23 protein-coding genes and 1 tRNA gene are annotated in these 23,897 nt (G+C 71.4%); 22 read left to right on the top strand and 2 right to left on the bottom strand.

The genetic code is table 11. From position 1 onward, the window contains the following. The first annotated feature begins 18 nt into the window (after positions 1-18). The 4 genes from BLT76_RS16755 (at position 19) to BLT76_RS16740 (ending at position 3,353) form a co-directional block, all read left to right on the top strand. Positions 19-1,236, top strand: coding sequence for a fatty acid desaturase family protein (locus BLT76_RS16755; protein WP_090858676.1), 1,218 nt, complete (start codon positions 19-21; stop codon positions 1,234-1,236). Then, complete coding sequence (locus BLT76_RS16750) at positions 1,233-1,556, top strand: hypothetical protein (RefSeq protein WP_090858673.1); 324 nt, start codon at positions 1,233-1,235, stop codon at positions 1,554-1,556. Before BLT76_RS16755 ends, BLT76_RS16750 begins: the two co-directional genes overlap by 4 nt. A 451-nt stretch (positions 1,557-2,007) precedes the next feature. Then, positions 2,008-3,093, top strand: coding sequence for a DNA polymerase domain-containing protein (locus BLT76_RS16745; RefSeq protein WP_090858670.1), 1,086 nt, complete (start codon positions 2,008-2,010; stop codon positions 3,091-3,093). A 26-nt stretch (positions 3,094-3,119) separates the two neighbouring features. After that, complete coding sequence (locus tag BLT76_RS16740; RefSeq protein WP_139175617.1) at positions 3,120-3,353, top strand: hypothetical protein; 234 nt, start codon at positions 3,120-3,122, stop codon at positions 3,351-3,353. A gap of 302 nt (positions 3,354-3,655) precedes the next feature. Here BLT76_RS16740 and BLT76_RS16735 read toward each other — a convergent pair whose 3' ends face one another. Both BLT76_RS16735 and BLT76_RS16730 read right to left on the bottom strand, forming a co-directional pair. Next, positions 3,656-4,192 carry a hypothetical protein gene (locus tag BLT76_RS16735; RefSeq protein WP_090858665.1) on the bottom strand — a complete coding sequence of 179 codons (537 nt, stop codon included), beginning with the start codon at positions 4,190-4,192 and terminating at the stop codon, positions 3,656-3,658. Between the two features lie 10 nt (positions 4,193-4,202). After that, positions 4,203-5,297, bottom strand: coding sequence for an ATP-dependent DNA ligase (locus BLT76_RS16730; protein ID WP_090858661.1), 1,095 nt, complete (start codon positions 5,295-5,297; stop codon positions 4,203-4,205). 96 nt (positions 5,298-5,393) lie between these two features. Here BLT76_RS16730 and BLT76_RS16725 point away from each other — a divergent pair. The 18 genes from BLT76_RS16725 to BLT76_RS16640 all read left to right on the top strand — a co-directional run bounded on the left by BLT76_RS16725 (position 5,394) and on the right by BLT76_RS16640 (position 23,822). Further along, positions 5,394-5,475 (top strand) — tRNA-Gln (locus tag BLT76_RS16725). Between the two features lie 22 nt (positions 5,476-5,497). Further along, positions 5,498-6,256, top strand: coding sequence for an SDR family NAD(P)-dependent oxidoreductase (locus BLT76_RS16720; protein ID WP_090858658.1), 759 nt, complete (start codon positions 5,498-5,500; stop codon positions 6,254-6,256). Between the two features lie 58 nt (positions 6,257-6,314). Next, complete coding sequence (gene glmU / locus BLT76_RS16715) at positions 6,315-7,790, top strand: bifunctional UDP-N-acetylglucosamine diphosphorylase/glucosamine-1-phosphate N-acetyltransferase GlmU (RefSeq protein ID WP_090858655.1); 1,476 nt, start codon at positions 6,315-6,317, stop codon at positions 7,788-7,790. A gap of 44 nt (positions 7,791-7,834) precedes the next feature. Then, positions 7,835-8,806 carry a ribose-phosphate diphosphokinase gene (locus BLT76_RS16710; protein WP_090858654.1) on the top strand — a complete coding sequence of 324 codons (972 nt, stop codon included), beginning with the start codon at positions 7,835-7,837 and terminating at the stop codon, positions 8,804-8,806. A 191-nt stretch (positions 8,807-8,997) separates the two neighbouring features. Further along, positions 8,998-9,669, top strand: coding sequence for a 50S ribosomal protein L25/general stress protein Ctc (locus BLT76_RS16705; protein ID WP_090858651.1), 672 nt, complete (start codon positions 8,998-9,000; stop codon positions 9,667-9,669). Between the two features lie 38 nt (positions 9,670-9,707). Next, entirely contained in the window at positions 9,708-10,307 is a 600-nt protein-coding gene (pth, locus tag BLT76_RS16700) for an aminoacyl-tRNA hydrolase (protein WP_090859169.1), read from the top strand. Between the two features lie 52 nt (positions 10,308-10,359). Then, positions 10,360-10,767, top strand: coding sequence for a hydrogenase (locus tag BLT76_RS16695; RefSeq protein ID WP_090858648.1), 408 nt, complete (start codon positions 10,360-10,362; stop codon positions 10,765-10,767). Between the two features lie 30 nt (positions 10,768-10,797). Then, positions 10,798-11,595 (top strand): 3'(2'),5'-bisphosphate nucleotidase CysQ, encoded by a 798-nt coding sequence (locus BLT76_RS16690; RefSeq protein WP_090858645.1) that lies wholly within the window; start codon positions 10,798-10,800, stop codon positions 11,593-11,595. Continuing rightward, entirely contained in the window at positions 11,592-12,206 is a 615-nt protein-coding gene (locus BLT76_RS16685) for an HAD-IA family hydrolase (protein ID WP_090858642.1), read from the top strand. Before BLT76_RS16690 ends, BLT76_RS16685 begins: the two co-directional genes overlap by 4 nt. Before the next feature lie 140 nt (positions 12,207-12,346). Continuing rightward, on the top strand, positions 12,347-12,760 hold the full coding sequence (locus BLT76_RS16680; RefSeq protein WP_090859166.1) for a VOC family protein: 414 nt from the start codon (positions 12,347-12,349) through the stop codon (positions 12,758-12,760). 212 nt (positions 12,761-12,972) lie between these two features. Then, a complete protein-coding gene (gene pstC, locus BLT76_RS16675; protein ID WP_244509446.1) occupies positions 12,973-13,989 on the top strand; it encodes a phosphate ABC transporter permease subunit PstC in 1,017 nt (338 codons plus the stop codon). Beyond that, on the top strand, positions 13,989-15,164 hold the full coding sequence (pstA, locus tag BLT76_RS16670) for a phosphate ABC transporter permease PstA (protein WP_090858639.1): 1,176 nt from the start codon (positions 13,989-13,991) through the stop codon (positions 15,162-15,164). Before pstC ends, pstA begins: the two co-directional genes overlap by 1 nt. After that, a complete protein-coding gene (locus BLT76_RS16665; protein WP_090858636.1) occupies positions 15,161-16,810 on the top strand; it encodes a phosphate ABC transporter substrate-binding protein PstS in 1,650 nt (549 codons plus the stop codon). The genes pstA and BLT76_RS16665 overlap by 4 nt, the downstream gene beginning before the upstream one ends. Then, on the top strand, positions 16,807-19,422 hold the full coding sequence (locus BLT76_RS16660) for a hypothetical protein (protein WP_090858633.1): 2,616 nt from the start codon (positions 16,807-16,809) through the stop codon (positions 19,420-19,422). Before BLT76_RS16665 ends, BLT76_RS16660 begins: the two co-directional genes overlap by 4 nt. Then, complete coding sequence (locus BLT76_RS16655) at positions 19,419-20,390, top strand: sortase (RefSeq protein WP_090858630.1); 972 nt, start codon at positions 19,419-19,421, stop codon at positions 20,388-20,390. Before BLT76_RS16660 ends, BLT76_RS16655 begins: the two co-directional genes overlap by 4 nt. Positions 20,391-20,515: 125 nt before the next feature. After that, positions 20,516-22,138 (top strand): Ig-like domain repeat protein, encoded by a 1,623-nt coding sequence (locus BLT76_RS16650; protein ID WP_090858627.1) that lies wholly within the window; start codon positions 20,516-20,518, stop codon positions 22,136-22,138. Between the two features lie 80 nt (positions 22,139-22,218). Beyond that, complete coding sequence (locus BLT76_RS16645) at positions 22,219-23,073, top strand: phosphate ABC transporter ATP-binding protein (protein WP_090858623.1); 855 nt, start codon at positions 22,219-22,221, stop codon at positions 23,071-23,073. Then, positions 23,070-23,822, top strand: coding sequence for a lytic murein transglycosylase (locus BLT76_RS16640; protein ID WP_090858620.1), 753 nt, complete (start codon positions 23,070-23,072; stop codon positions 23,820-23,822). The genes BLT76_RS16645 and BLT76_RS16640 overlap by 4 nt, the downstream gene beginning before the upstream one ends. Positions 23,823-23,897: the final 75 nt, after the last annotated feature.

Here is a 23,897-nt window from a genome sequence, read left to right as displayed (position 1 = left end):
GAAAGGAGACCTGACGCCATGGCGATCAGCGACGTCCAGGAGTACACCCACCTCACCGACGAGGAGGTGGAGCAGATCGGTCGTGAGCTCGACGCGATCCGCGCGGAGATCGAGGACTCGCGCGGCGCGAAGGACGCGGCCTACATCAACCGGATGATCAAGGTGCAGCGCGGGCTGGCCGCCGCGGGCCGGGTCTCGATGCTCGCGGGCACCTGGGGCGCGCGCTGGGCGCCGCGGGCCGAGAAGCCGGCGGTCGCGGCGGGCGCCGTACTGCTGGGACTGGCCAAGATCCTCGAGAACATGGAGATCGGCCACAACGTCATGCACGGCCAGTGGGACTGGATGAACGACCCCGAGATCCACTCCTCGAACTGGGAGTGGGACACCGCCCAGCCGGCCGAGCAGTGGAAGCACAGCCACAACTACGTGCACCACCAGTTCACCAACGTGCTCGGCTACGACAACGACATCGGCTACGGCATCCTGCGGATGGCCCGCGAGCAGAAGTGGTCGCCGTTCAACCTCGGCCAGCCGGTCTACAACGCCGCACTCGCCACGCTCTTCCAGTGGGGCGTCGCGTTGCACGACCTCGACATCGAGCGGATCCGCAAGGGCGAGAAGGACCCGAAGGAGATGAAGCGCCAGCTCGGGCAGATCTTCCGCAAGGGCCGCAACCAGATCGTCAAGGACTACGTCGTCTACCCGGCGCTGTCCGGTCCGCGCTGGAAGCAGGTCATGGTCGCCAACGCGACGGCCAACCTGAGCCGGAACCTGTGGTCCTACGTGATCATCTTCTGCGGCCACTTCCCCGATGGTGCGATGCACTTCACCGAGGAGGAGATCGAGGACGAGACCCGCGCGGAGTGGTACCTGCGCCAAGTCCTCGGCGCCGCCAACTTCCAGGGCGGCCCGCTGCTGCACATCCTGTCCGGCAACCTCGGCTTCCAGATCGAGCACCACCTGTTCCCCGACCTCCCGTCCAACCGGTACGCCGAGATCTCGGTGCGGGTGCGCGAGCTCTGCGACAAGTACGACCTGCCCTACACGACCGGCCCGCTGCACCGGCAGTACGGCCAGGCGCTGCGCACGATCATCAAGCTCTCGGTGCCGAACTCGTGGACGTCGAGCGACCAGCCCGAGCCGCCCACCCCGTCCCGCGACCGCAAGCGGAGGTCGGACGCCGAGCGGCCGCCCCGTCGTACGGAACTGGGCGGCTGGATGCGGCGGGCGTCGTGAGCGCCGTCGTCGACGACGTCGGCGCCAAGCGTTGGGTGACCCAGTGCGCGCTCAGCCGGATCTGCGGGATCTGCGCCGAGCCGCTCGGCCGGCCGGTCGCGTTCCTGGGCACACCCGACGAGATCGCCCACAACGCCCTGCACCTGCCGCCCATGCACGCCGGCTGCGCCGACGCCCATCGTCGTACGACGGCCGCCGACCCGGCCTGGCAGGTCGTCCTCACCGCCGGCTTCGAGTTCGTCCGCGCCGCCAAGGAGGACGACGACCGCCGCCCCACCTTCCAGCCCAACTCGCTGCTGCCCGCCGACTCCGGTGGTTGAGGTCGCTGGTGGGCTGCGGGGGTTTCGACACGCTCACCCGCTAGCGCGGCCTCGCTGCTCAACCACCGGCGGGTGGCGGCGCCGGTGCTACCGGTCGTACCGGCGGTGCTGCCGGTGGTTGAGCAGGTCGCGCAGCGACCGTGTCGAAACCCGGTGACTTGAGAGGCGTGGGTGGTCGAGGTCGCTGGTGGGCTGCGGGGGTTTCGACACGCTCACCCGCTAGCGCGGCCTCGCTGCTCAACCACCGGCTGGTGGCGCCGCCGGTGCTACCGGTCGTACCGGCGGTGCCGCCGGTGGTTGAGCAGGTCGCGCAGCGACCGTGTCGAAACCCCTGCACCCGAGAAGCAGCCTCGGTCGGGGTCGGCGGTTGGCAGGACGGGTTTCGACACGCTCAGGACTTCGTCCTTCACTGCTCGACCACCGGAGGGGCGCGACGGCCTAGGGTCGGGGCATGGCGAAGGCTCCGGCGGCAGAGGTCGAGGCGGGCGGTCGCGCCGTCCGCGTGTCGAGTCCGGACCGGGTGATCTACGAGGCGACCGAGCGGACGCCCGAGGTGACCAAGCTGATGGTCGCGGAGTACTTCGCGAGCGTCGAGGACGGCCTGATGCGGGCCCTGCGCGACCGGCCGACCGCGCTGGAGCGGTGGACGTCGGGGGTGCGCCCGGGCATGAAGCTGGCGACCGGGCCCCAGGACAAGGACGCCGACGCGTTCTACCAGAAGCGGGTGCCGAAAGGCGCGCCCGACTACCTGGAGACCGTCGGCATCACCTTCCCGTCCGGCCGGACCGCCGAGGAGATCTGCCCGACGGAGATCGCCGTACCGGTCTGGTGCGCCCACATGGGCACGCTCACCTTCCATCCCTGGCCGGTACGACGAGCCGACGTCGACCGGCCCGACGAGCTGCGGATCGACCTCGATCCCCAGCCCGGGACCAGCTTCGGCGACGCGGTCCGGGTGGCCGGCGTCGCGAAGGAGCTGCTGGAGGAGCTGGGGATGGTCGGCTACCCGAAGACCTCCGGCAACCGCGGCGTGCACGTCTTCGTCCGGATCGAGCCGCGCTGGGAGTTCGTCGACGTGCGCCACGCGGCCATCGCCTTCGGCCGCGCGCTCGCCGCGCGCGACGACGGGGTGACCGTCGAGTGGTGGAAGGAGGAGCGCGGGGAGCGGATCTTCGTCGACTTCAACCAGAACAACCGCGACCGGACGATGGCCTCGGCGTACTCGCTGCGACCGATCCCGGGCGCGCCGGTCTCGACGCCGGTGACCTGGGCCGAGCTGGCCGAGCTGACCGGCCCCCAGGACCTCAACCTGTTCACGGTCCCCGAGCGGCTCGCCGACAGCGGCGACGCCTGGGCGGCGATCGACGACACGGCGTACTCCCTCCAGCCGCTGCTGGACCTGTGGGAGGAGCAGGGGGCGGTCGAGCTCAACTTCCCGCCCGACTACCCCAAGATGCCGGGCGAGCCGCCGCGGGTCCAGCCGAGCAAGAAGGTCGCGGAGCACTGGGACGAGGACGGCAACCGCGTCGAGTCGTGAACGGGTCGGGTGGGTACTCCCCGGCCATGGCTGTCTACGACTCCGACCTGCAGGCCGCGGTGGACGCGACGTCCGTCGCCAAGGACGCACGCGCGACCGAGGACCTGGTGGGCTACCTGCGCGACCAGCTCGCCGAGCGCGAGATCGAGACCTCCGACGAGGAGTGGCTGCAGCGGACGGTCGCGGCGATCGAGGCGGACCCGAACTACATGATCGAGGACGAGCCGAGCGACTACGTGTCCCCGAAGCGCGAGGTCTGAACGACCCCCGAAATGCAGAAGGCCCGCCTGGCGCTGCTCGGGACAGCGCCGGGCGGGTTGCTCCTGGCGAAAGTCACTCGGTCCCCCCGAACCGTGGAAGTTCCCCCCGGAATTCCATGGACTCTCGACCCTTGCGGGTCCGGTACGCCAGCGCTCCCCCCGAAGCTCCGACCATCCGGTTCATCAGCTCGTACTCGTGTGTCCAGGCCTTGCTGATAGGTAGAACTCTAGGGATCCGTGCTCCACGGAAGATCCACACGACCTCCAGCGTTCGGTAACAGACTCGGTCACAGCGGCGGGCGTCAGAGCCCGCTGACGCCCTCGCCGCCGCCGGCCTGCTCGTCGAAGTTCTCGTGCTCGAGCAGGTGCAGGACGGGTACGCCGATCTTGCGGCGGGCCTGCGAGGTCCAGTCGAGGTGGAAGAACTCGGCCACCACGTGCGGGCGGGTCAGGATGATCGCCTCGCGGCCGTCGACCTCCTTGATCTTGGCGGCCAACGCCTCGATCGGCGGGCCGGGGACGACCTGGCCGGTCGCGTCGGCGCCCGCGGCCGTCAGCGCGGCGAGCGTGTCCTTCAGGTCGGTCGTCGAGCGGTCCTCGCACTCCTGGCGCACCGCCTCGAGGTCGACGTCGGACATCGCCACGGCGGGGGAGGCCATCAGCTCGCCGGCCGAGAGCGAGCCCATCGCGGCCTCGATCCGGGCGGCGGCGTCCTCCAGCGGCAGCAGCACGTGGTAGGTCACCGGCTCGTCGAGACCCTCGTGCAGGGACCGCACCTGGGCGGCGTCGGCCTGGGTGAGCGCCTGCTCCACGAGCAGCACCACGTCGTAGTCGTTCATGCCTCCGACTCTAGTCCTGCGGGTCCCCGCTGAGGACCTCGCGGAGGTCGTAGCCGACCGGCTCCTCCAGCTGGTCGTAGCGGCACGACCCCGCGTCGCGGTCGGGCCGCCACCGCTTGAAGTGGGCGGTGTGGCGGAACCGGCGGCCCTCCATGTGGTCGTACTTCACCTCCAGGACCCGCTCGGGGCGCAGCGGCGTGAACGACAGGTCCTTGCCCTGGCTCCAGCGGCTCTGGGTGCCGGGCACCCGGTCGGGGTTGGCGGTGAGGAACTCCTGCCAGTGGCCCCACGGGTGCTCCTCGATCGGGCACACCAGCGGCTGCAGCTCGTCGTACAGCTCGGCGCGACGGGTCGCGGTGAAGCTGGCGCTGACCCCGACGTGCTGGAGGCCGTCCTCGGTCTGCAGCCCCAGCAGCAGGCTGCCGATCAGCGGCCGCTCGGGGGTGCTGGTCTTGTGCTCGCGGTAGCCGGCCAGCACCACGTCGGCGGTGCGCTCGTGCTTGATCTTCAGCATCGTCCGCCCGTTCGGGGAGTACGGCGCTCCCAGCGGCTTGGCCATCACCCCGTCGAGTCCGGCCCCCTCGAAGCGGGTGAACCACTCGCCGGCCTCGGCCGGGTCGGTGGTGGTGCGGGTGAGGTGGCACGGTCCGGAGAGGCCCGCCAGCGCCTGCTCCAGCGCGGCCCGCCGCTCGGCGAACGGGCGGTCGGCGTACGACGTGTCGCCCAGGGCGAGCAGGTCGAAGGCGACGAAGCCCGCGGGGGTCTTCTCGCTGAGCATCTCGATGCGCGACGCGGCGGGGTGGATCCGCTCCTGCAGCACCTCGAACTCGAGCCGCCGGTCGATGGCGACGAACAGCTCGCCGTCGAGCACGCACCGCTCCGGCAGCTGCTCCCGCATCGCCGCGACGACCTCGGGGAAGTAGCGGGTCAGCGGCTTGGTGTTGCGCGACGCCAGCTCGATCTCGTCGCCGTCGCGGAAGACCAGGCAGCGGAAGCCGTCCCACTTGGGCTCGAAGCTCAGGCCGCCGTGCTTCGCCGGGTCGGGGATCCCGGACACGGACTTGGCGAGCATCGGCTGGACGGGCGGCATCACGGGCAGGTCCACCCTCGCAACCTAGCCGCCCGCGCCGACGGCCGGTGCGGCTCGAACCAGGTCGCATGACGCCAGTCCCACTGGGCGGGCCTATCGTGTTCCCCGCATTCCCCGGTTGGTCTGCCGGCAGGGCCCGCCTGACTTTGAATCAGGACTAGCGACGTAGGTTCGACTCCTACCCGGGGAGCCAGAGGCGCACTAGGTTGCCGCGCATGTCCTCCGCGAGCTTCGCCGGCCGAGTCGTCCTCGTCACCGGGGCGTCGTCCGGCCTCGGCGCGGCGTGCGTCCGGCGCTTCGCCGCTGCCGGCGCGAGCGTGTACGCCGCCGCGCGTGACCAGGCCCGGCTCGCCGAGGTCGCCGCGTCCTGCGCCGAGCTGCCCGGCGAGGTGGCCTTCGGGCCGCTCGACGTCGCCGTGCCGGCGTCGTGCCGGGAGGCGGTGGCGGCGGCCGTCGAGGTGTTCGGGCGGCTCGACGTCCTCGTCAACAACGCGGGGCGCCACGACTTCCGGCTGACCGCGGAGGTGACGGAGGAGCAGTGGGCCCACGACGTCGCCGTGAACCTCGGCGGTGCCTTCTTCTGCTCGCAGGCCGCGATCCCGCACCTGCTCGAGACGGCCGGCAACATCGTCAACGTCGCCTCGGTCGCCGGGGTCGTGGGGGAGGCGTACTCGGCGGCGTACACCGCGGCCAAGCACGGCGTGGTCGGGCTGACCAAGGCCCTCGCGGTCGAGCACGTGAAGGCGCCGCTGCGGGTGAACTGCGTCTGCCCGGGCGGCATGGACACCCCGCAGGTGCACACGATCGAGGTGCCGGAGGGGGCCGACTTCGAGCTGGTCATGCGGATCTCGGCCGCGCGCGGCTTCATGAGCGCCGACAGCGTGGCCGCGGTCGTGGCCTTCCTCGCCTCCGACGACGCCGCCGCCGTGCACGGCAGCGTCCAGGTCGTCGACCACGGGCACCTCGCGGGCTGAGGCCCCGTCACCTGGGCCCTCTACAGTGAGTCGGTCGCCGAACCTGGAGGAAAGTCGCGTGCCCACTGACCTGACCGTCGTCGTCCTCGCCGCCGGGGGCGGCACCCGGATGCGGTCGAAGACCCCCAAGGTCCTGCACCAGGTGGCGGGCCGGAGCATGGTCGGGCACGTCCTGACCGCCGTGCAGGCGCTCGAGCCGCGCCGGGTCGTGGCCGTGGTCGGACACCAGCGCGAGCTGGTCGGGCCGCACGTCGAGGAGCAGCTGCCCGGGGTGGTGCTGGCGGTCCAGGAGGACCAGCTCGGCACCGGCCACGCGCTGCTGGTGGCGATGGCGGCCGCCGGCGCGACGTCCGGCACCGTCGTCGTGGCGTACGGCGACACCCCGCTGCTGGCGGGGGAGTCCCTGCAGCAGTTCGCGGCCGAGCACGAGGCGGCCCAGCGGGCGGTCAGCATCCTCAGCGGTGTCGTGGACGACCCGTTCGGCTACGGCCGGGTGGTGCGCGACGCCGAGGGCGACGTCGTCGCGGTCGTGGAGGAGAAGGACGCCGACGCCGACCAGCGTGAGATCCGCGAGATCAACTCCGGCATCTACGCGCTCGACGCGGCCTTCCTGGCCGACGCGCTCCCGCGGATCGGCAACGACAACGCCAAGGGCGAGTACTACCTGACCGACGTCGTCCACCTGGCCCGCGAGGCCGGCCTGACCGTCGGCGCCCACGTCCTCGAGGACGTCCGCCAGACCGAGGGCGCCAACGACCGGGCGCAGCTGGCCGAGCTCGGGGCCGAGCTGAACCGCCGGATCCTCGACCGCTGGATGCGCGCGGGCGTCACCGTCATGGACCCGGCCACCACCTGGGTCGACGCCGACGTCGTGCTCGCCCAGGACGTCACCCTGCTGCCCGGCGTCCAGCTCCTCGGCGCGACCGTCGTCGGCGAGGACGCCGTCGTCGGGCCGGACACCACGCTGAAGGACTGCGAGATCGGCGCCGGAGCCCGCGTCGTCCGCACCCACGGCGAGCTGGCGGTCGTCGCGCAGGGCGCCACGGTCGGGCCGTTCTCCTACCTGCGCCCCGGCACCCACCTGGGCGCCGACGGCAAGATCGGCGCCTTCGTCGAGACCAAGAACGCCCGGATCGGCGAGGGGGCCAAGGTCCCGCACCTCTCGTACGTCGGGGACGCCGAGATCGGCGAGGGCACCAACATCGGCGCCGGCACGATCTTCGCCAACTACGACGGCGTCGCCAAGCACCGCACCACCGTCGGCCGGCACGCGCGGACCGGGTCCAACAACACGTTCGTGGCGCCGGTCCACATCGGCGACGGCGCGTCGACGGCCGGCGGCACCGTCGTACGCCGCGACGTGCCGCCGGGTGCGCTCGCGGTCAGCAGCGGGCCCCAGCGCAACATCCCCGGCTGGGCCCAGACGCGTCGTTCCGGTACCCCTCAGGCGGCTGCCGCCGAGGCGGCGGGAGACGCGTCTCACAACGACGACCCCGGAGTTGGGGACCCGGGGTCCGCAGGGGCAGAATCCTAGAAGTTCCCTCCCTCCGGCGACCCAGGAGCAGCACCGTGACCGGAATGAAGAAGACCACCGAGAAGAACCTGATGGTCTTCAGCGGACGGGCCCACCCCGAGCTGTCGGAGGAGGTCGCGACGCTGCTCGGCGTCGACCTGGTCCCGACCTCGGCGTACGAGTTCGCGAACTCGGAGATCTACGTCCGCTACGAGGAGTCGGTCCGCGGCTGCGACGCCTTCGTGATCCAGAGCCACACGGCTCCGATCAACGAGTGGATCATGGAGCACCTGATCATGGTCGACGCCCTGAAGCGGGCGAGCGCCAAGCGGATCACCGTGGTGCTGCCGTTCTACGGCTACGCGCGCCAGGACAAGAAGCACCGCGGCCGCGAGCCGATCTCGGCGCGGCTGATGGCCGACCTGTTCAAGACGGCCGGCGCCGACCGGCTGATCGCGGTCGACCTGCACGCCGACCAGATCCAGGGCTACTTCGACGGCCCGGTCGACCACCTGATGGCGCTGCCGATCCTGACCGACTACGTCAAGGAGCACTACGGCCGCGAGCAGCTCTGCGTGGTCTCCCCGGACGCCGGCCGGATCAAGGTCGCCGAGCGCTGGTCGGCCAAGCTCGGCGGCGTGCCGCTGGCGTTCATCCACAAGTCCCGCCGCACCGACCGGCCCAACGAGACGGTCGCCAACCGCGTCGTCGGCGAGGTCGCCGGCAAGATGTGCGTGCTGACCGACGACATGATCGACACCGGCGGCACCATCGTGAAGGCCGCCGAGGCGCTGATGAACGACGGCGCCGCGGGCGTGATCATCGCCGCGACCCACGCGATCCTCTCCGACCCCGCCGTCGACCGGCTGAAGAACTGTCCGGCCGTCGAGGTGATCGTCACCAACACGCTGCCGATCTCGCCGGACCGCGAGTTCGACAAGCTGACGACGCTGTCGATCGCGCCCCTGGTCGCCCGGGCGATCCGCGAGGTGTTCGAGGACGGCTCGGTCACCTCGATGTTCGACGGGCACGCCTGACGCGCGCCCGGCCGCGGATTTCGCCGCGGCCCGTCGTACTGGCTAGACTCCTGCGGTTGCCTCGGCGAGGGAGCGGCGGTCCGCACGGATCGGACCGCTCCGTGATCGACAGGGCTGGACTCCTCCGGGATGCGCCGAGCCGTCGAGCCGAGGCCCCCGACGCCGAGAAGCCAGCACCGAGGAGAACCAGCATGTCCGAGAAGATCACCGCCGAGACCCGCACCGAGTTCGGCAAGGGTGCCGCGCGCCGCATCCGCCGCGACAACAAGATCCCGGCCGTCCTCTACGGGCACGGCAACGAGCCGGTCCACGTGACCCTGCCGGGCCACGCCACGATGATGGCCCTCAAGCACGGCGGCGCCAACGCGCTCCTCGAGCTCGAGATCGACGGCAAGAGCACGCTCGGCCTGACCAAGCAGGTCCAGGTCGACCCGATCCGCCGGGTCATCGAGCACATCGACTTCGTCGTCGTCGTCAAGGGCGAGAAGGTCACCGTGCAGGTGCCCGTGCTCCTCGTCGGCGAGGCCGGCCCCGACACCCTCGTGGTCACCGACACCACCGAGATCGAGCTCGAGGCCGAGGCGACCCACATCCCCGAGTCCATCGAGGTCTCGATCGAGGGCCTGCCCGCCGGCACCCAGATCCTGGCGTCCGACCTGACCCTGCCGTCCGGCTCCACGCTGACGCTCGACCCCGAGACGCTGATCGTCAACATCACCGAGCAGGTCTCCGCCGAGGCCCTCGAGGCCGAGCTGGAGGAGGCCGAGGCCGAGGCCGGCATCGAGCGCGACGAGGCCGACAACGACGTCGACGAGGTCGGCGCCGAGGAGTCCTCGGACGAGGCGTCCGCCACCGAGGAGTGACCTTCCGCTTCCTCGCACGACGAAAGGCCCGGGACGCCGTGACCGACTCCAGCACGCCTGTGTGGCTGGTCGTCGGCCTCGGCAATCCCGGGCCTTCGTACGCCGGCCACCGCCACAACATCGGCTACCTCGTCAACGACGAGCTGGCCAGCCGGATGCGCGGCTCGTTCCGCGCCCACAAGTCCGGCCGCTCCGACGTGGTCGAGGGCCGGCTCGGCGCGCCCGGCAGCGATGCCCCGCGCGTCGTCCTGGCCCGCCCCCGCTCCTACATGAACGAGGTCGGCGGGTCGGTCAAGGCGCTGGCGACCTTCTACAAGGTGCCGCCGGAGCGGATCATCGCGATCCACGACGAGCTCGACATCCCGTTCGACACGATGCGGGTCAAGCTCGGCGGCGGCGACAACGGCCACAACGGCCTGAAGTCGATGCGCTCCTCGCTCGGCACCGGCGACTTCCACCGGGTGCGGGTCGGCATCGGCCGGCCCCCGGGTCGCCAGGAGGTCGCCGACTTCGTGCTGTCGAACTACTCCACGACCGAGCGCAAGGTCGTGCCGTTCACCGTCGACACCGCCGCCGACGCGGTCGAGTCGCTGATCGCCGAGGGACTCGAGCGGACCCAGCAGCGCTTCAACTCCTAGTCCCCTTCGTAGGGGATGGCGGCAGGCCCCACGCGTCCTAGCGTGCACAGGCATGCAGGACGCGCTGATCGTGCTGGGGCTGGTGCTGTTCCTGCTCGGCCTGCTGACGGGCCTCGCCGTACCCGCTCACCGGAACCCACGGATGGCCGTCGCCAGCCACCTGCAGGGGGTGACCAACGGTCCGTTCCTCGTGTTGGTGGGCCTGCTGTGGCCCTGGCTCGACCTGCCCCGGTCCGGGGAGGTCGCGGCGTTGGGCCTGCTGGTCTACGGCGCCTACGCGAATTGGCTGGCGACCCAGCTCGGCGCGCTGTGGGGTGCCGGGCGCCGGTTCGCCCCGGGAGCGGCCGGCGAGCACCGCGCAGCTCCCGGGCGCGAGCGGGTGGTCGACCTGCTGCTCGTCACGCTGGCGCCCGCGATGCTCGCCGGGACCGTCCTCCTGGTGGTGGGCATCCTCCGCTGAACGGCGGCGCGCCCCGTTAGGCTCACGGCCGTGACCTTCGACCCCGGTACGCCGCCCCCCGCCGCCGCGCACGACGACCACGTCCTGTCCGCCTGGCTGGCCGAGGCCGCCGGCGGGCGGCTGCTCGAGGTGCGTCAGGAGGGCCTGGAGGGCCGGGCGCTCAAGGACGCCGGCGACGCCGCCGCCCACGAGCTGCTGATGGCGCTGGTCGCCGAGCACCGCCCCGGCGACGCCGTGCTCTCCGAGGAGGGCAAGGACGACAAGGTCCGGCTCACCGCCGACCGGGTGTGGATCATCGACCCGCTCGACGGCACCCGCGAGTTCTCCGAGCCGCCGCGCGACGACTGGGCCGTGCACGTCGCGCTCTGGGAGCGCGGTCCGGCCGACCTCACGGCCGGTGCGGTCGCGCAGCCGGCGCTGGGGGAGACCTTCGTGACCGGCGACGGAGCGCCCGTCGTACCTCCGCGGGCGGAGGGGCGGCCGCGGATCGCGGTGTCCCGGAGCCGGCCGCCGGAGTTCGTCACCGTGCTGGCCGGCGAGATCGACGCCGAGCTGGTGGCGATGGGCTCGGCCGGGGTGAAGGTGATGTCGGTGGTCCGCGACCTGACCGACGCCTACGTCCACGCCGGCGGGCAGTACGAGTGGGACTCCGCGGCCCCGGTCGCCGTCGCCCGCGCCGCCGGTCTGTTCACCTCGCGCATCGACGGCCGCCCGCTGGAGTACAACCAGGACGACGTCTACCTGCCCGACCTGATCGTCTGCCGCCCCGAGCTGGCCGACACGATCGTCGACTTCGTCCGCCGCCACGGCGTGACCTCCGCCGGATGACCTCGACGATCCGGCACCTGCTCCTGGACGCCGACGAGGTGCTCCAGCACCCGGGCGTGCCCGGCGAGGCCGCGGGACCGTACGCCGAGCTGATCACCGCCGAGCTGATCGCCGACCTCGGCGCCCTCAACGCGCCGGCGATGCGCGGCGACATCGACTTCTTCGTCGAGTTCGGCCGGCTCGCGCGGCAGCACGGGGTCGACGTCGACCCCGCCGACCTGTTCCCGCTGATGTGGCGCTCGATCGTCGTCGACCCGACCTCGACCGCCCTGGTCGACGCGCTCCTGGCCGCCGGGTACGGCGTCCATCTCGGCACCAACCAGGAGCACCACCGCGGTCGCTACATGCGCGAGACCCTCGGCTTCGACGAGGACCGCTTCGGCGTCGCCGTCTACTCCTGCGAGATCGGCCTGGCCAAGCCCGACCCGGCGTACTTCGAGAAGGCGGTGGCCATGATCGGCGCCCCCTCCGACGAGGTGCTCTTCGTCGACGACAAGCAGGAGAACGTCGACGGCGCCCGGGTGGCCGGCCTGCACGCCGAGCGGTGGGAGCTCGCCGAGGGGCACGAGCGGCTCTACGGGCTGCTGGCCGGGCACGGGGTGCGCTGGTAGGGGCCGCCCGCAAAGGTTCATCGGCTGGCCGATGAACCTCACGCCGGGACGACGAAGGTTCATCGTCCAGGCTCCAGGTTCATCGGCCAGCCGATGAAACTCTCTTGAGCCCGACCCCGCCCCTCAGCACAGTGGGCGCCATGACCGCGTTCATCTCGCACACGACCATCGACTGCCGCAACGCCTACGAGCTCTCGGAGTGGTGGAAGCCCGTCCTCGGGTACGTCGACATCGACGGCGACCCGAACGAGCCGGGCCATGAGGAGTGCATGATCCGGGACCCCGAGACCGGTCATCAGCTGCTGTTCATCGAGGTCCCCGACGAGAAGGTCGTCAAGAACCGCCTGCACCTGGACCTCGCTCCGCGCGAGGGAACCCGCGACGAGGAGCTGGCGGTGCTCCTGGAGCACGGCGCGACGGTGCTCGCCGACCTCCGCGGGAAGTACGGACCGGGCTCCGGATGGGTGACCCTGGCCGACCCCGAGGGCAACGAGTTCTGCATCCTCCGCTCGGAGGCCGAGCGCGCCGCCGCGCCACCCGTAGTTCACCCCTGATCCATCTCCCCAGGACCGCCCTGCTCGGGCGGGACTAGGTGCGAGTAGTCCGTTCGGACTAGGCGTTTTCCGTTCGTCTGGCCTGTTCGGGAAAGGCCGCTGGGCTGTTCTCCCGGCGTTCACGCGAGAAGACGTTTTCGTTCCGCAGAGGTCCTGACACTCAGGGCGGCTCGGCGATCGCCGAGCCCGTCCTACCGAGTCATGGATCCCAGGTGACCACGCTTCCCGTGCACGACGACCGCGGCAACCTCGCGGTCACGCCCCGCAAGATCTCCCGCAAGGCCACCGGCGCCGACGCGGTGTTCGAGTGGTCCTCGCGGGCCATCGGCGCCTCCGTCCTCGTCATCACCGGCGGCGTCGGCCTGTTCCTCGGCTGGCAGGGCTACCCGACCATCAAGCGCTACGGCTTCAGCTTCTTCACCGAGGAGCAGTGGCTGCCCGACGAGGATCGGATCGGGATCGCCGGCGTCCTGGCCGGCACCTTCTCCGTGGCCTTCGTCGCGATGGTCATCGCCTTCCCGCTCGCCCTGCTGACCGCCCTCTACATCAGCGAGTACGCCCCGGCCGGCGCGAAGTCGTTCCTGGTCTCGATGGTCGACCTGATGGCCGCCGTGCCCTCCATCGTCTACGGCATCTGGGGCTACTTCCTGATCATGCCGTACGCCGCCGAGCTCGCTCGCTGGCTGGAGTCGAACGCCGGCTGGCTGCCGTTCCTGCAGGTCCGTGGGGCCGACCCGGACGCGGCGTACTGGGACGCCTCGCGCTACTACTCGAGCGCCTTCTGCGCGGGCATCGCGGTGTCGATGATGGTGATGCCGATGGCCTGCGCCGTCATGCGCCAAGTGTTCTCGCAGACCCCTCCCGGTGAGAAGGAGGCCGCGCTCGCGCTCGGAGCCACCCGCTGGGGCATGATCCGCAGCGTCGTGCTGCCCTTCGGTCGCGGCGGCATCATCGGCGGCACCATGCTCGCGCTGGGCCGCGCGCTCGGCGAGACCATCGCCGTCGCCCTGATCCTCTCCGTGGCCTTCGAGGTCAAGTGGAACCTCCTGGAGACCGGGAGCTCGACCATCAGCTCGCTGATCGCCAACCGCTTCGGTGAGGCGAGCGCCAGCCAGCTTTCCGCGCTGCTCGCCGCCGGCTTCGTGCTGTTCCTCATCACCCTGCTCGTGAACACGGCCGCGGCCGTGATCGTCAACCGCAGCCGCTCGGGCGCCGGGACGGACGCCTGATGACGCTCTTCCAGGACGAGGTCGAGGCCACCCCGACCCGCGGTACGACGTACCTGCCGGTCCTCGACGACGACGCGCCCCCGGCGCAGCCCCGCACCTCGCTCGGCCGGCCCAGCCCGGAGGAGAGCATCCTCGCCTGGGGCACCTGGGCCGCGGCGCTCGGGCTGGCCTGGCTGGTGACCCAGCGGCTGCTGCCGCTGGCCGGTGTGCCGTGGTTCGTGGTCGTGTTCTTCGTCTGCGGCCTGCTGATGTCGGCGGTGACCGGAGCGATGCACGGGGGCCTGATCGAGGTCCGCGACCGGGTCGCCGGCTCGATGGTGACCGGGGGAGCGGTGCTGGTCGGCGCGGCCCTGGTCAGCACCATCGGCTACATCTTCTACCGCGGCTGGGAGCCGCTGCTGCACGCCAACTTCTTCCTCGAGGACATGTCGGGCGTCGGGCCGTCGGACCCGTTCACCGAGGGCGGCGTGCTGCACGCGATCGTCGGCACGATCGTCCAGCTGTCCATCGCGGTCGCGATCACCCTGCCGCTCGGCATCGGCACGGCCGTCTTCATGACCGAGGTGGGCGGGAAGTTCGCCAAGGTCGTGCGGACCGTCGTCGAGGCGATGACCGCGCTGCCCTCGATCGTGGCCGGCCTCTTCATCTACAGCGTCTTCATCGTCGCGCTCGGCTACCCCCGCTCGGGACTCGCGGCCGGCCTCGCGCTCGGCGTGATGATGCTGCCGATCATCGCCCGCGCCTCCGACGTCGTCCTCCGGGTCGTCCCGGGCGGCCTGCGCGAGGCCAGCCTGGCCCTGGGCGCGAGCCGCTGGAAGACCGTCTGGCACGTGGTGCTGCCCACCGCGCGGCCCGGCCTCGCCACCGCGCTGATCCTCGGCATCGCCCGCGGAGCCGGCGAGACCAGCCCGGTGCTGCTCACCTCGGGTGCCGCCGCCTTCGTGGTCGCCAACCCCACGGACGGCGTGATGAACAGCCTCCCGCTGTTCATCTACACCAACGTCCGCAGCGGCCAGGGGACCGCCGAGGACCGGGCCTTCGCGGCCGCCGCCGTACTCCTGATCCTCGTCCTCGCGCTCTTCGTCGTCGCCCGTCTTCTCGCCCGGCCGCGGGGCGGCAAGCCATCCCTGCGCGCCCGTCTGTTCGCTCGTCGTCCTCCGGAGGTCCGTTCGTGAACCGCCCGTCCACCCGTCACCGCAGCATCCGTGCGGTCATCGCGATCCTGATCGCGCTGGGGTGCACCTTCAGCACGCCCGGCACCGCCGCGGCCGCCACCTACGCCCAGATCGAGGGCACCGGATCCACCTGGTCCGACCTGATCGTCCAGCAGTGGATCGCCGACGTGAACTCCAACGGCATGCAGGTCGTCTACACCGGCGGCGGTTCGTCGAAGGGCCGCAAGGACTTCTCGCTGAAGAGCACCGACTTCGCGATCTCCGAGATCCCCTACCAGGGCAAGGACGAGCAGGGCAACGCCGACACCAGCGCAGGCCGCGAGTACGCCTACCTGCCGATCGTCGCGGGCGGCACCGCCTTCACCTACCAGCTCAACATCGGCAACCAGAAGGTCCGCAACCTGCGGCTGTCGGGCGAGACGCTGACGAAGATCTTCACCAACGAGATCACCAGCTGGGACGACCCGGCGATCACCAAGGACAACAACGGTCGCTCGTTCCCCAAGCTGCCGATCACCCCGGTGGTCCGCTCCGACGGCTCCGGTACGACGGCGCAGTTCACCACCTGGATGGACAAGGCCCACCCCGGTCCGTGGCGCAAGTTCTTCGGCAAGTCCGGGCTCACGTCGTACTTCCCCCGCAAGGGACGCGCGGTGAGCCAGGCCGGCTCCGACCAGGTCATGAACTACATCGCCAGCAGCGCGGGCAACGGCACCATCGGGTACGTCGAGTACGCCTACCCGCTCGACAAGGACTACCCGGTCGTCAAGGTCGAGAACGCCGCCGGCTACTTCGTCGAGCCGACGGAGTACAACACCGCCGTCGCGCTGACCAAGGCCAAGATCAACCAGGACAAGAGCAGCCCGCTCTACCTGACGCAGATCCTGGACGGGGTCTACACCAACAAGGACCCGCGGGCGTACCCGATCTCGTCGTACTCCTACATGATCATCCCCACCGGGAAGACCGACACCCGGATGACCACGGCGAAGCGGCAGACCATCGCCGACTTCATGTTCTACTCGCTGTGCGCGGGGCAGTCGAAGGCCGGCCCGTACGGCTACAGCCCGCTGCCGCTCAACCTCGTCCAGGCCGGGTTCCAGCAGCTGGCCAAGCTGAAGACCGCGGACCCGAAGGTCGAGGTCACCAACCGCGACGTGAAGTCGTGCAACAACCCGACCTTCGACGGCAAGAACCTCAACAAGAACCTGCTGGCCGAGAAGGCCCCGCAGCCGGAGGCGTGCGACAAGACCGGCGCCGGCCCGTGCGGCACGGAGACCGGCCAGGGCGGCGCCAAGCCGGCCGACACCCCGAGCCAGGCCCCGGCCGCCGGCGGTGGCGGGGCCCAGACCCCGGCTGCCGGTGGCGGTGCCACGGCCGCGCCGGGTGACGCCCCGACCGACGCCGCCGTTCCCGGGACCGACCCCGCGGCCGGCGACCCCGGCGTCGTCACCGACGACGGCTCCGGCACCACGACCGACACCGCGGTCTTCGCGAGCGCCACCGAGCTCGAGGCGTCCCGCCCGGCCGACAACGCGCCGTTCGGCTGGCTGGCCGTCGGGCTGCTGGTCGCGCTCGTCGTCCTGCCCGGGGTGTACGCCGCCTCGCTGCGCCGCCGTCCCGGTACGACGGGGGCCCGCCGATGAGCGCCCTCTCCGCCTGGTGGTCCGAGCGCAGCAAGCGGCCGTTGGCCGTGGCCGGCGTCGCGCTCGTCGGAGCGGCCCTGCTGACGTGGGCGCCGGTCGGTGCCTCCGCGGCCGACGAGCCGGTCGTCGTCGGCCGCTCGGCCGCGGCCAAGCCGGCGTACTCGCAGACCAAAAGGCTGGAGCGGGTCTTCGTCAACGCCGCGGGGGAGCGCGAGGTCCAGATCCAGAACGACGTCACGGTGACCGCCGACCAGACACGGAACCTGCGGGGCCGTCAGCGGATCAACATCGCCTGGAAGGGTGCCCAGCCCAGCGGTGGCCGCGCGAGCAGCCCGTACGGCGAGAAGGGGATGGCCCAGGAGTACCCGGTCGTCGTCCTGCAGTGCCGCGGTGTCGACAGCGCGAGCGTCGCGGCTGCTCAGCGACTGACCCCGGAGACCTGCTGGACGGCCACCAACCTCCAGCGGTCCCAGGTGGCGGTCTCGCGCGGGGCGGCGGTCTGGACCAAGGACCTCGACGCCTCGGCCGACTACCGCCAGCCGTTCTCCGGCATCGACCCCAACCCGGCGTCCTGCAAGAGCGCCGTCGTTCCCGACCTCTGGACCCGGCTGACGCCGTTCCGGCCGCTGAAGGGCACCGCCTTCCCCGCGTGCTCGTCCGACACCATGCCGCCCGAGGCGGCCGTCGGCGCAGCGTTCCCGCCGGCCGAGGTGGCGGCCTTCACCGATACCGAGGGCAACGGCTCGATCCAGTTCGAGGTCCGCAGCGACGTCGAGAACGAGTCGCTCGGGTGCAGCAACAAGGTGAAGTGCGCCGTGGTGGTGATCCCGATCGTCGGCCTCAGCTGCGCGCAGGAGGAGAGTCCGGCGACGCCGGTCGACCAGGCCTGCCGTCGGGGCGGCCAGCACCTCCCGGGCTCCAGCAACTTCGCCGGCCAGGGCGTCGACGCGGCGGTCTCGCCGTCGTACTGGTGGTCGCCGTCGAACTGGAAGCACCGGTTCACCGTCCCGATCACCTTCGGCCTGCCGCCGAACACCTGCGACGTCCTCGACTCGCGCCCGGCGACCGGCTTCTACGGCTCCGAGCTGCTCGCGCAGGCCGGCCTCCAGTGGGCGCCGGCGTACTGCCTGGACAAGAAGCGGTTCAAGTTCCAGCACAACCAGATGTCCGACGAGGCCGGGTTCAACCTGATGGAGAAGGGCGGCGGTGCCGCCGCCATCGTCTCCTCCGCGCACGAGCGCAAGGGCGACGACCCGGTGGGCTACGCACCGACCGCGGTCACCGGCTTCGGCATCGGCTACGTCATCGACCGTCCGAACAACGCCGGTGAGTACGAGCGCCTGCGGCTGAACCCGCGCCTGCTCGCGAAGCTGCTCACCCAGTCCTACCTGGGCTCCGACCTCGGGCGTGACCACCCCGGCATCAAGGAGAACCCGCTCGGGTTGATGAGCGACCCGGAGTTCACGAAGCTCAACCCCGGCCTGAAGCTCGACTCCCAGGAGACGGGCGCGACGCTGCTCGGCCTGGCGAACGCCTCCGACGTCGTCGAGCAGCTGACGGCCTACATCGCGGCCGACGAGGCCGCCATGGCCTTCGTCAACGGCAAGGCCGACCCATGGGGCATGAAGGTCAACCCGGCCTACCGCAAGGTCTCCCTGCCCCGGTCCAGCTGGCCCCTGCTCGACGAGTACATCCCCAAGACTGGCAGCACCTGCCGCCAGCAGAACCCGGCGGTCTACTTCAGCCAGCTGGCCGCCCCGGTCCCGACGATGCGTCGCATCAGCGAGTCGCTCCTCGACGCCTGGCCGAACGTGCAGACCAAGTGCGAGTACGACGCCCCGACCGCGCTCTACAAGGTGGGCCGGGTCGACCGGCAGTCGTACGGCGCCCGCTTCATGCTCGGGCTCGTCAGCCTGGGTGACGCCGCTCGCTTCGGCATCCGCACCGCCGCGTTGCAGGCCAAGGGCGGCTCGTACGTCGCGGCCACGGACGCCTCGCTGGGCGCGGCCGTGAAGCTCGCCGAGCGGGAGAAGAGGTACGGCGCCTTCGAGATCAGCCAGCAGGATCTGCGTCGCTCCACGAGGGCCTACCCGGGGACGATGGTCGTCTACACCGCCGCCCGGCTCCGCAACGCGGGTCAGGAGGACGCCGACAAGGTCGCCCAGTTCATCCGGGTCTCGATCACCGAGGGTCAGCGGCCCGGCAGCGGGAACGGCCAGCTCCCGGGCGGGTTCCTCCCGATCACCAAGCGGGGGGTGACCGCCGAGCTGTACGCGGCGGCGCAGGAGGTCGCGACCGCGGTCGAGAAGCAGCGGCCGGCCCCGACGCCGAAGCCGAGCGGGACCCCGTCGTCGACCCCGAGCACCGCTGCGCCCGCCGTCGACGCCGCCGACCCGCCGGCCGCCGCGCCGACGGGGGTGGCACCCAGCGCCGCACCCTCGGCCGTGCCGACGGTGTCGGCCACGACCGCCCCGGTGGCGACCGATCCGACCGCGTCGATCAGCTCCGGTACGGCGAGCCGGGTGATGCCGACGCTGCTGCTCATCGGCCTGCTCGGGATCGCGCTCGCCAGCCTGCTGCGGTTCGTCGTACAGGGACCGAGGCGGCGATGACGACGACGATGTCCGGACCGGACAGCCCGGTGACCGAGCCCACCCCGTCGTCGGCGCCGCAGCGGCGGGCCGACAGCAAGCCTCCCCGACCCCCGCGGGCTCCTCGCCCAGCACGGGCCGCCCGTCCCCAGGACGCCAAGGTCGCCGGTGTGTCCTCCGCCGTCACGATGGTCGCGCTGGTCACCTGCTGGGTCTTCCTGCAGATGCTGGTGCTGGGCGGGCTCTCCCACGAGCGGTCCCAGGACCTGCTCTACCGCGACTTCAGGGGCCAGCTGGCCAACCTGACCGCCCCGATGGGCGACCAGCCGATCGACCCGGGCACTCCGGTGGCGCTGGTCCAGGTGCCGGCGATCGGGATGGACGAGGTCGTCGTGGAGGGCACCGCGTCCGGCGACCTGCTCGCCGGACCGGGACACGTGCGCAGCTCGGTGCTGCCCGGCCAGGACGGCGAGTCGGTGCTCATGGGCCGGGGCGCGTCGTACGGCGCCCCGTTCGGCGAGATCGGCGACCTCCAGGCGGGCGATCCGATCACGGTGACCGTGGGCCAGGGTGTCAAGACGTTCACCGTCCTCGGCGTGCGCCGGGCCGGCGACCCCGAGCCCCAGCCACGTCCGGCCGGCACCGCCCGGCTGACCCTGATCAGCGCGGAGGGCGAGGGGCGGCTCGCCGCGCTCAGCCCCGGCGAGGTCGTGTACGTCGACGCCGAGGCGCCGGAGGCCTTCGGGGCACCGGCCGGCCGGCCGGCCGGCGTCCCGGCCGCCGAGAAGCCGATGGCCACCGATCGGTCGTCCGCGCTCCCGCTGCTCTCCCTCTGCCTGGCCCTGCTGCTCGCGCTGACCCTCGCGGTCGTCGCGGCGCGGCAGCGCTACTCCGCCGTCCTCGTGTGGGTGGTGGCGACCCCGGTCGCCCTCGCCCTCGCCTGGCAGACGACCGACGTGGTGATGCGGCTCCTGCCCAACCTCGTCTGAACGACAGACGGCGACCACGCCAACTCCAGACCAAACCGACCGCGGCAGCGGGACATCCGTCCCACGATCGAGCCGCAACCCAACCAGGCCGCACCGCGGCCGACATCGAGAAGGAAATCCAACTGATGCACGCACGCAAGCTGCTCGCCGGCCTGGCCACCGCTGCGGTGGCCGTGTCGGGGATCGCCCTGACTGCCGCACCGGCCTCGGCCGTCTACACCAAGCACGAGCTCGACCCGAGCTTCACGCCCGTCTCGGCGGACCTGATCGGCGGCGGCTCGGACACCACGATGGGTTCGGTGCACTACGTCGCGGAGGCGTTCAACTCGGCCTTCCCGAACGCCGGGTTCAAGGTCGCCAGCTACGCGGCCCAGCCGCAGCCGGCCGCCCCCGCCCCGGCCAACACGATCAGCCTGCCCTCGACCCCGACCGCCACGGTGATCAACCGTCCGAACGGCTCCGGCGGTGGCAAGGGCCTGCTCTACGGCGCCAACAACCAGGTCGAGCTCGACTTCGCCCGGTCGTCCTCCGGCCTGAACGACAACGAGAAGGCCGCCGGCCTGCGCCTCTACCCGTTCGGCCTCGACACCCTCCGCATCGCGGTCTCGGGCAGCGTGGCGTCCAACGCCCCGGCGTCGCTCACGCCCGCGCAGATCGTGGACATCTACGAGGGTGACATCACCAACTGGAACCAGCTCCCCGGCGGCAAGGCCGGCGTCATCGCGCCGAAGGTCCCGCAGGGCGGCTCTGGCACCCGCGACTTCTTCCTGGCCCAGCTGAAGGCCATCAAGGGCAGCGACGTGACCCTGGCCGGCACGGTCGTCGAGGTGCAGGAGCACGACGACACGACCGTCAAGAACAACCCGAACGCCGTGGCGCCGTTCTCGCTCGGCCGCGCGGAGCTCCTGAAGGGCAGCCTCCGCCTCACCAGCGACGCCGCGGGCACCGGCTGGAAGGCCGACCGTGCGGTCTACAACGTCGTGCGGCAGTCCTCGCTGACCGACCCGAAGGTCCAGGCGGTCTTCGGCGAGGACGGCTTCTTCTGCTCGACCGCGGCCCGGCCGTTCATCGAGCAGGGCGGCCTCAAGCAGCTCGCCACCGAGGCCAAGGGCGGCGAGTGCGGTCTGCCGACCCAGAGCTCGACCAGCAACTTCACGCTGAACCAGGCCGTCGTGACCTCGGTCCGCCTGTCGGTCGCCAGCACCACCGCTCGCTCCGCCAAGCTCACCGCCGTGGTCTCCGGCTCGACCGCCCCGCGCGGCACCGTGACCTTCTACGACGGCGCGAAGGTGCTGCGCGCCGGCGTCGCCCTCATCTCGGGTCAGGCCACGACCACCGTCGCCGGTCTGGCCCCGGGCAACCGCAGCTACCGCGCCGAGTTCGTCCCGGCCGCCGGCTCGGTCTTCGAGCCCTCGCAGGCCACCGGTGCCGGTCGGGTGAAGACCTCCTCCGTCCTGAAGGTCGTCCTCCCGAAGAAGGCTGCCAAGGCCGGCAAGGCCGTCCGCGGCACCGCCACCGTCACCCTCGCCGGCGTGTCGGCGAAGGCGACCGGCACGATCAAGGTCACCAAGGGCAGCAAGACCATCGCCTCCGGCAAGCTGGTCAACGGCAAGGCGAAGCTCACCCTGAAGAAGGGCCTGAAGGCGGGCAAGAACAAGCTGCGCGTCGTCTGGGCCGGTGACGCGAACAGCGTCGGCTCGGTCAAGGCCGTCACCGTCAAGGTGGCGAAGGCCAAGAAGAAGAAGTGATTCCCGGCCGGGCCCGGGACGCGCACTCCGCGTCCCGGGCCCGGACCCGCTCCCCGTCGTACCAACCCTGAGAGAACCCGATGAGCACGCTGCCCGAGGCCCCGACCACCCAGATCCCCGCCGTCGAGGACGCGTACGTCGCCGTGCCGCCCACTCGGCCGCTCGCCGCGCTGGACGCCCGCGAGATCACCGCCTGGTTCGGTGAGCGCAAGGTGCTCGACCGGGTCTCGCTGAACATGCCCGCCGGCCAGATCACGGCCCTCATCGGCCCCTCCGGCTGCGGCAAGTCGACCTTCCTGCGCATCCTCAACCGCATGCACGAGCTGGTGCCGTCGGCCCAGCTCGCGGGCGAGGTGCTGCTCGACGGCGACGACATCTACGACCCGCAGCGCAAGCTCACCGACGCGCGGCGCAGCATCGGCATGGTGTTCCAGAAGCCCAATCCGTTCCCCGCGATGTCCATCCGCGAGAACGTGCTCGCCGGCCTCAAGCTCACCGGCGCCAAGGCGTCCAAGTCCGACCGCGACGCACTCGTCGAGTACTGCCTGGTCCGTGGTGGCCTCTGGAACGAGGTCAAGGACCGCCTCGACGCCCCCGGCGGCGGCCTCTCCGGCGGTCAGCAGCAGCGGCTCTGCATCGCCCGCTCCCTGGCCATCAAGCCCCGCGTGCTGCTGATGGACGAGCCCTGCTCGGCCCTCGACCCGACGTCGACCCGGGTCATCGAGGAGACCATGCTCGAGCTGGCGAAGGAGGTCACCATCGTCATCGTGACCCACAACATGCAGCAGGCCGCGCGGGTGTCGAACACCTGCGCCTTCTTCCTCGCCGCCCAGGGCACCCCCGGCGTCATCGTCGAGCACGGGGATACTGCTGCCATGTTCTCCAACCCGCAGGACCAGCGCACGAACGACTACGTCAACGGTCGTTTCGGGTGAGTCCTGCTCGACTCATCGGCCTGCTGGCGGCCCTGTTGGTCGCCGTGGCCGGGCTCGGCTACCTCGCCTCGCTCACCCTGCTCGCGCCGGCCGAGATCGACGTATCGCAGCAGCAGGCGTACGTCGCCGCGCCCGTCCCGGCCGAGGCGGCGGCCCCGGTCGCGCCCGCGGGGGAGCCCGTCGGAGTCCCGGTCGTCGACGCGGGCTGGCTCGCCACCAACGCCGAGGCCTCGGGCGTCCCCGAGCCGGCGCTGCGCGCCTACGCCACGGCCCAGCTGCGGGTCGACAAGTCCTGCTCGCTGGGCTGGACGACGCTCGCCGGCATCGGCTGGGTGGAGTCCCAGCACGGCACGATCGGCGACCGGGTCCTCCAGGCCGACGGCCACTCCTCCTCGCGCATCCTCGGTCCGGCCCTCGACGGGTCCGGCAGCTTCGCCGCGATCCCCGCGACGCCCGAGAGCACGATGTGGCACGGCAACGACCGGTGGGACCACGCGGTCGGCCCGATGCAGTTCATCCCCACCACCTGGGACATCTGGGGCTCCGATGGCGACGGTGACGGGGTCAGCGACCCTAACGACCTCGACGACGCCGCCTACGCCGCCGCCCGCTACCTCTGCGCCGACGGCCACGACCTCACCACCGGCCAGGGCTGGGCGGACGCGATCTTCTCCTACAACCACGCGCAGACCTACGTCGACGCCGTCCACTCCGCCGCCACGGCATACGCCGAGCGCACCTCGCGCTGATTCGCCCGACCTTGCCCCCGGTGGTCGAGCAGTGAAGGACGAAGTCCTGAGCGCCCGTCGAGACCCCCGCAGCCA

This window comes from Nocardioides lianchengensis (genome assembly GCF_900101465.1).
GTDB lineage: Bacteria > Actinomycetota > Actinomycetes > Propionibacteriales > Nocardioidaceae > Nocardioides > Nocardioides lianchengensis.
The sequence above is the reverse complement of the archived record's forward strand: the minus strand, read 5'-3'. Positions and strand labels throughout refer to the sequence as shown.

Coding starts and splice junctions, on each gene's coding strand:
- pstA (WP_090858639.1), top strand. CDS start 13,989: ATGACGCTCTTCCAGGACGAGGTCGAGGCCACCCCGACCCGCGGTACG.
- BLT76_RS16680 (WP_090859166.1), top strand. CDS start 12,347: ATGACCGCGTTCATCTCGCACACGACCATCGACTGCCGCAACGCCTAC.
- BLT76_RS16705 (WP_090858651.1), top strand. CDS start 8,998: ATGTCCGAGAAGATCACCGCCGAGACCCGCACCGAGTTCGGCAAGGGT.
- BLT76_RS16645 (WP_090858623.1), top strand. CDS start 22,219: ATGAGCACGCTGCCCGAGGCCCCGACCACCCAGATCCCCGCCGTCGAG.
- BLT76_RS16740 (WP_139175617.1), top strand. CDS start 3,120: ATGGCTGTCTACGACTCCGACCTGCAGGCCGCGGTGGACGCGACGTCC.
- BLT76_RS16720 (WP_090858658.1), top strand. CDS start 5,498: ATGTCCTCCGCGAGCTTCGCCGGCCGAGTCGTCCTCGTCACCGGGGCG.
- BLT76_RS16685 (WP_090858642.1), top strand. CDS start 11,592: ATGACCTCGACGATCCGGCACCTGCTCCTGGACGCCGACGAGGTGCTC.
- BLT76_RS16660 (WP_090858633.1), top strand. CDS start 16,807: ATGAGCGCCCTCTCCGCCTGGTGGTCCGAGCGCAGCAAGCGGCCGTTG.
- BLT76_RS16755 (WP_090858676.1), top strand. CDS start 19: ATGGCGATCAGCGACGTCCAGGAGTACACCCACCTCACCGACGAGGAG.
- BLT76_RS16745 (WP_090858670.1), top strand. CDS start 2,008: ATGGCGAAGGCTCCGGCGGCAGAGGTCGAGGCGGGCGGTCGCGCCGTC.
- BLT76_RS16655 (WP_090858630.1), top strand. CDS start 19,419: ATGACGACGACGATGTCCGGACCGGACAGCCCGGTGACCGAGCCCACC.
- BLT76_RS16710 (WP_090858654.1), top strand. CDS start 7,835: ATGAAGAAGACCACCGAGAAGAACCTGATGGTCTTCAGCGGACGGGCC.
- BLT76_RS16650 (WP_090858627.1), top strand. CDS start 20,516: ATGCACGCACGCAAGCTGCTCGCCGGCCTGGCCACCGCTGCGGTGGCC.
- BLT76_RS16735 (WP_090858665.1), bottom strand. CDS start 4,192: ATGAACGACTACGACGTGGTGCTGCTCGTGGAGCAGGCGCTCACCCAG.
- BLT76_RS16695 (WP_090858648.1), top strand. CDS start 10,360: ATGCAGGACGCGCTGATCGTGCTGGGGCTGGTGCTGTTCCTGCTCGGC.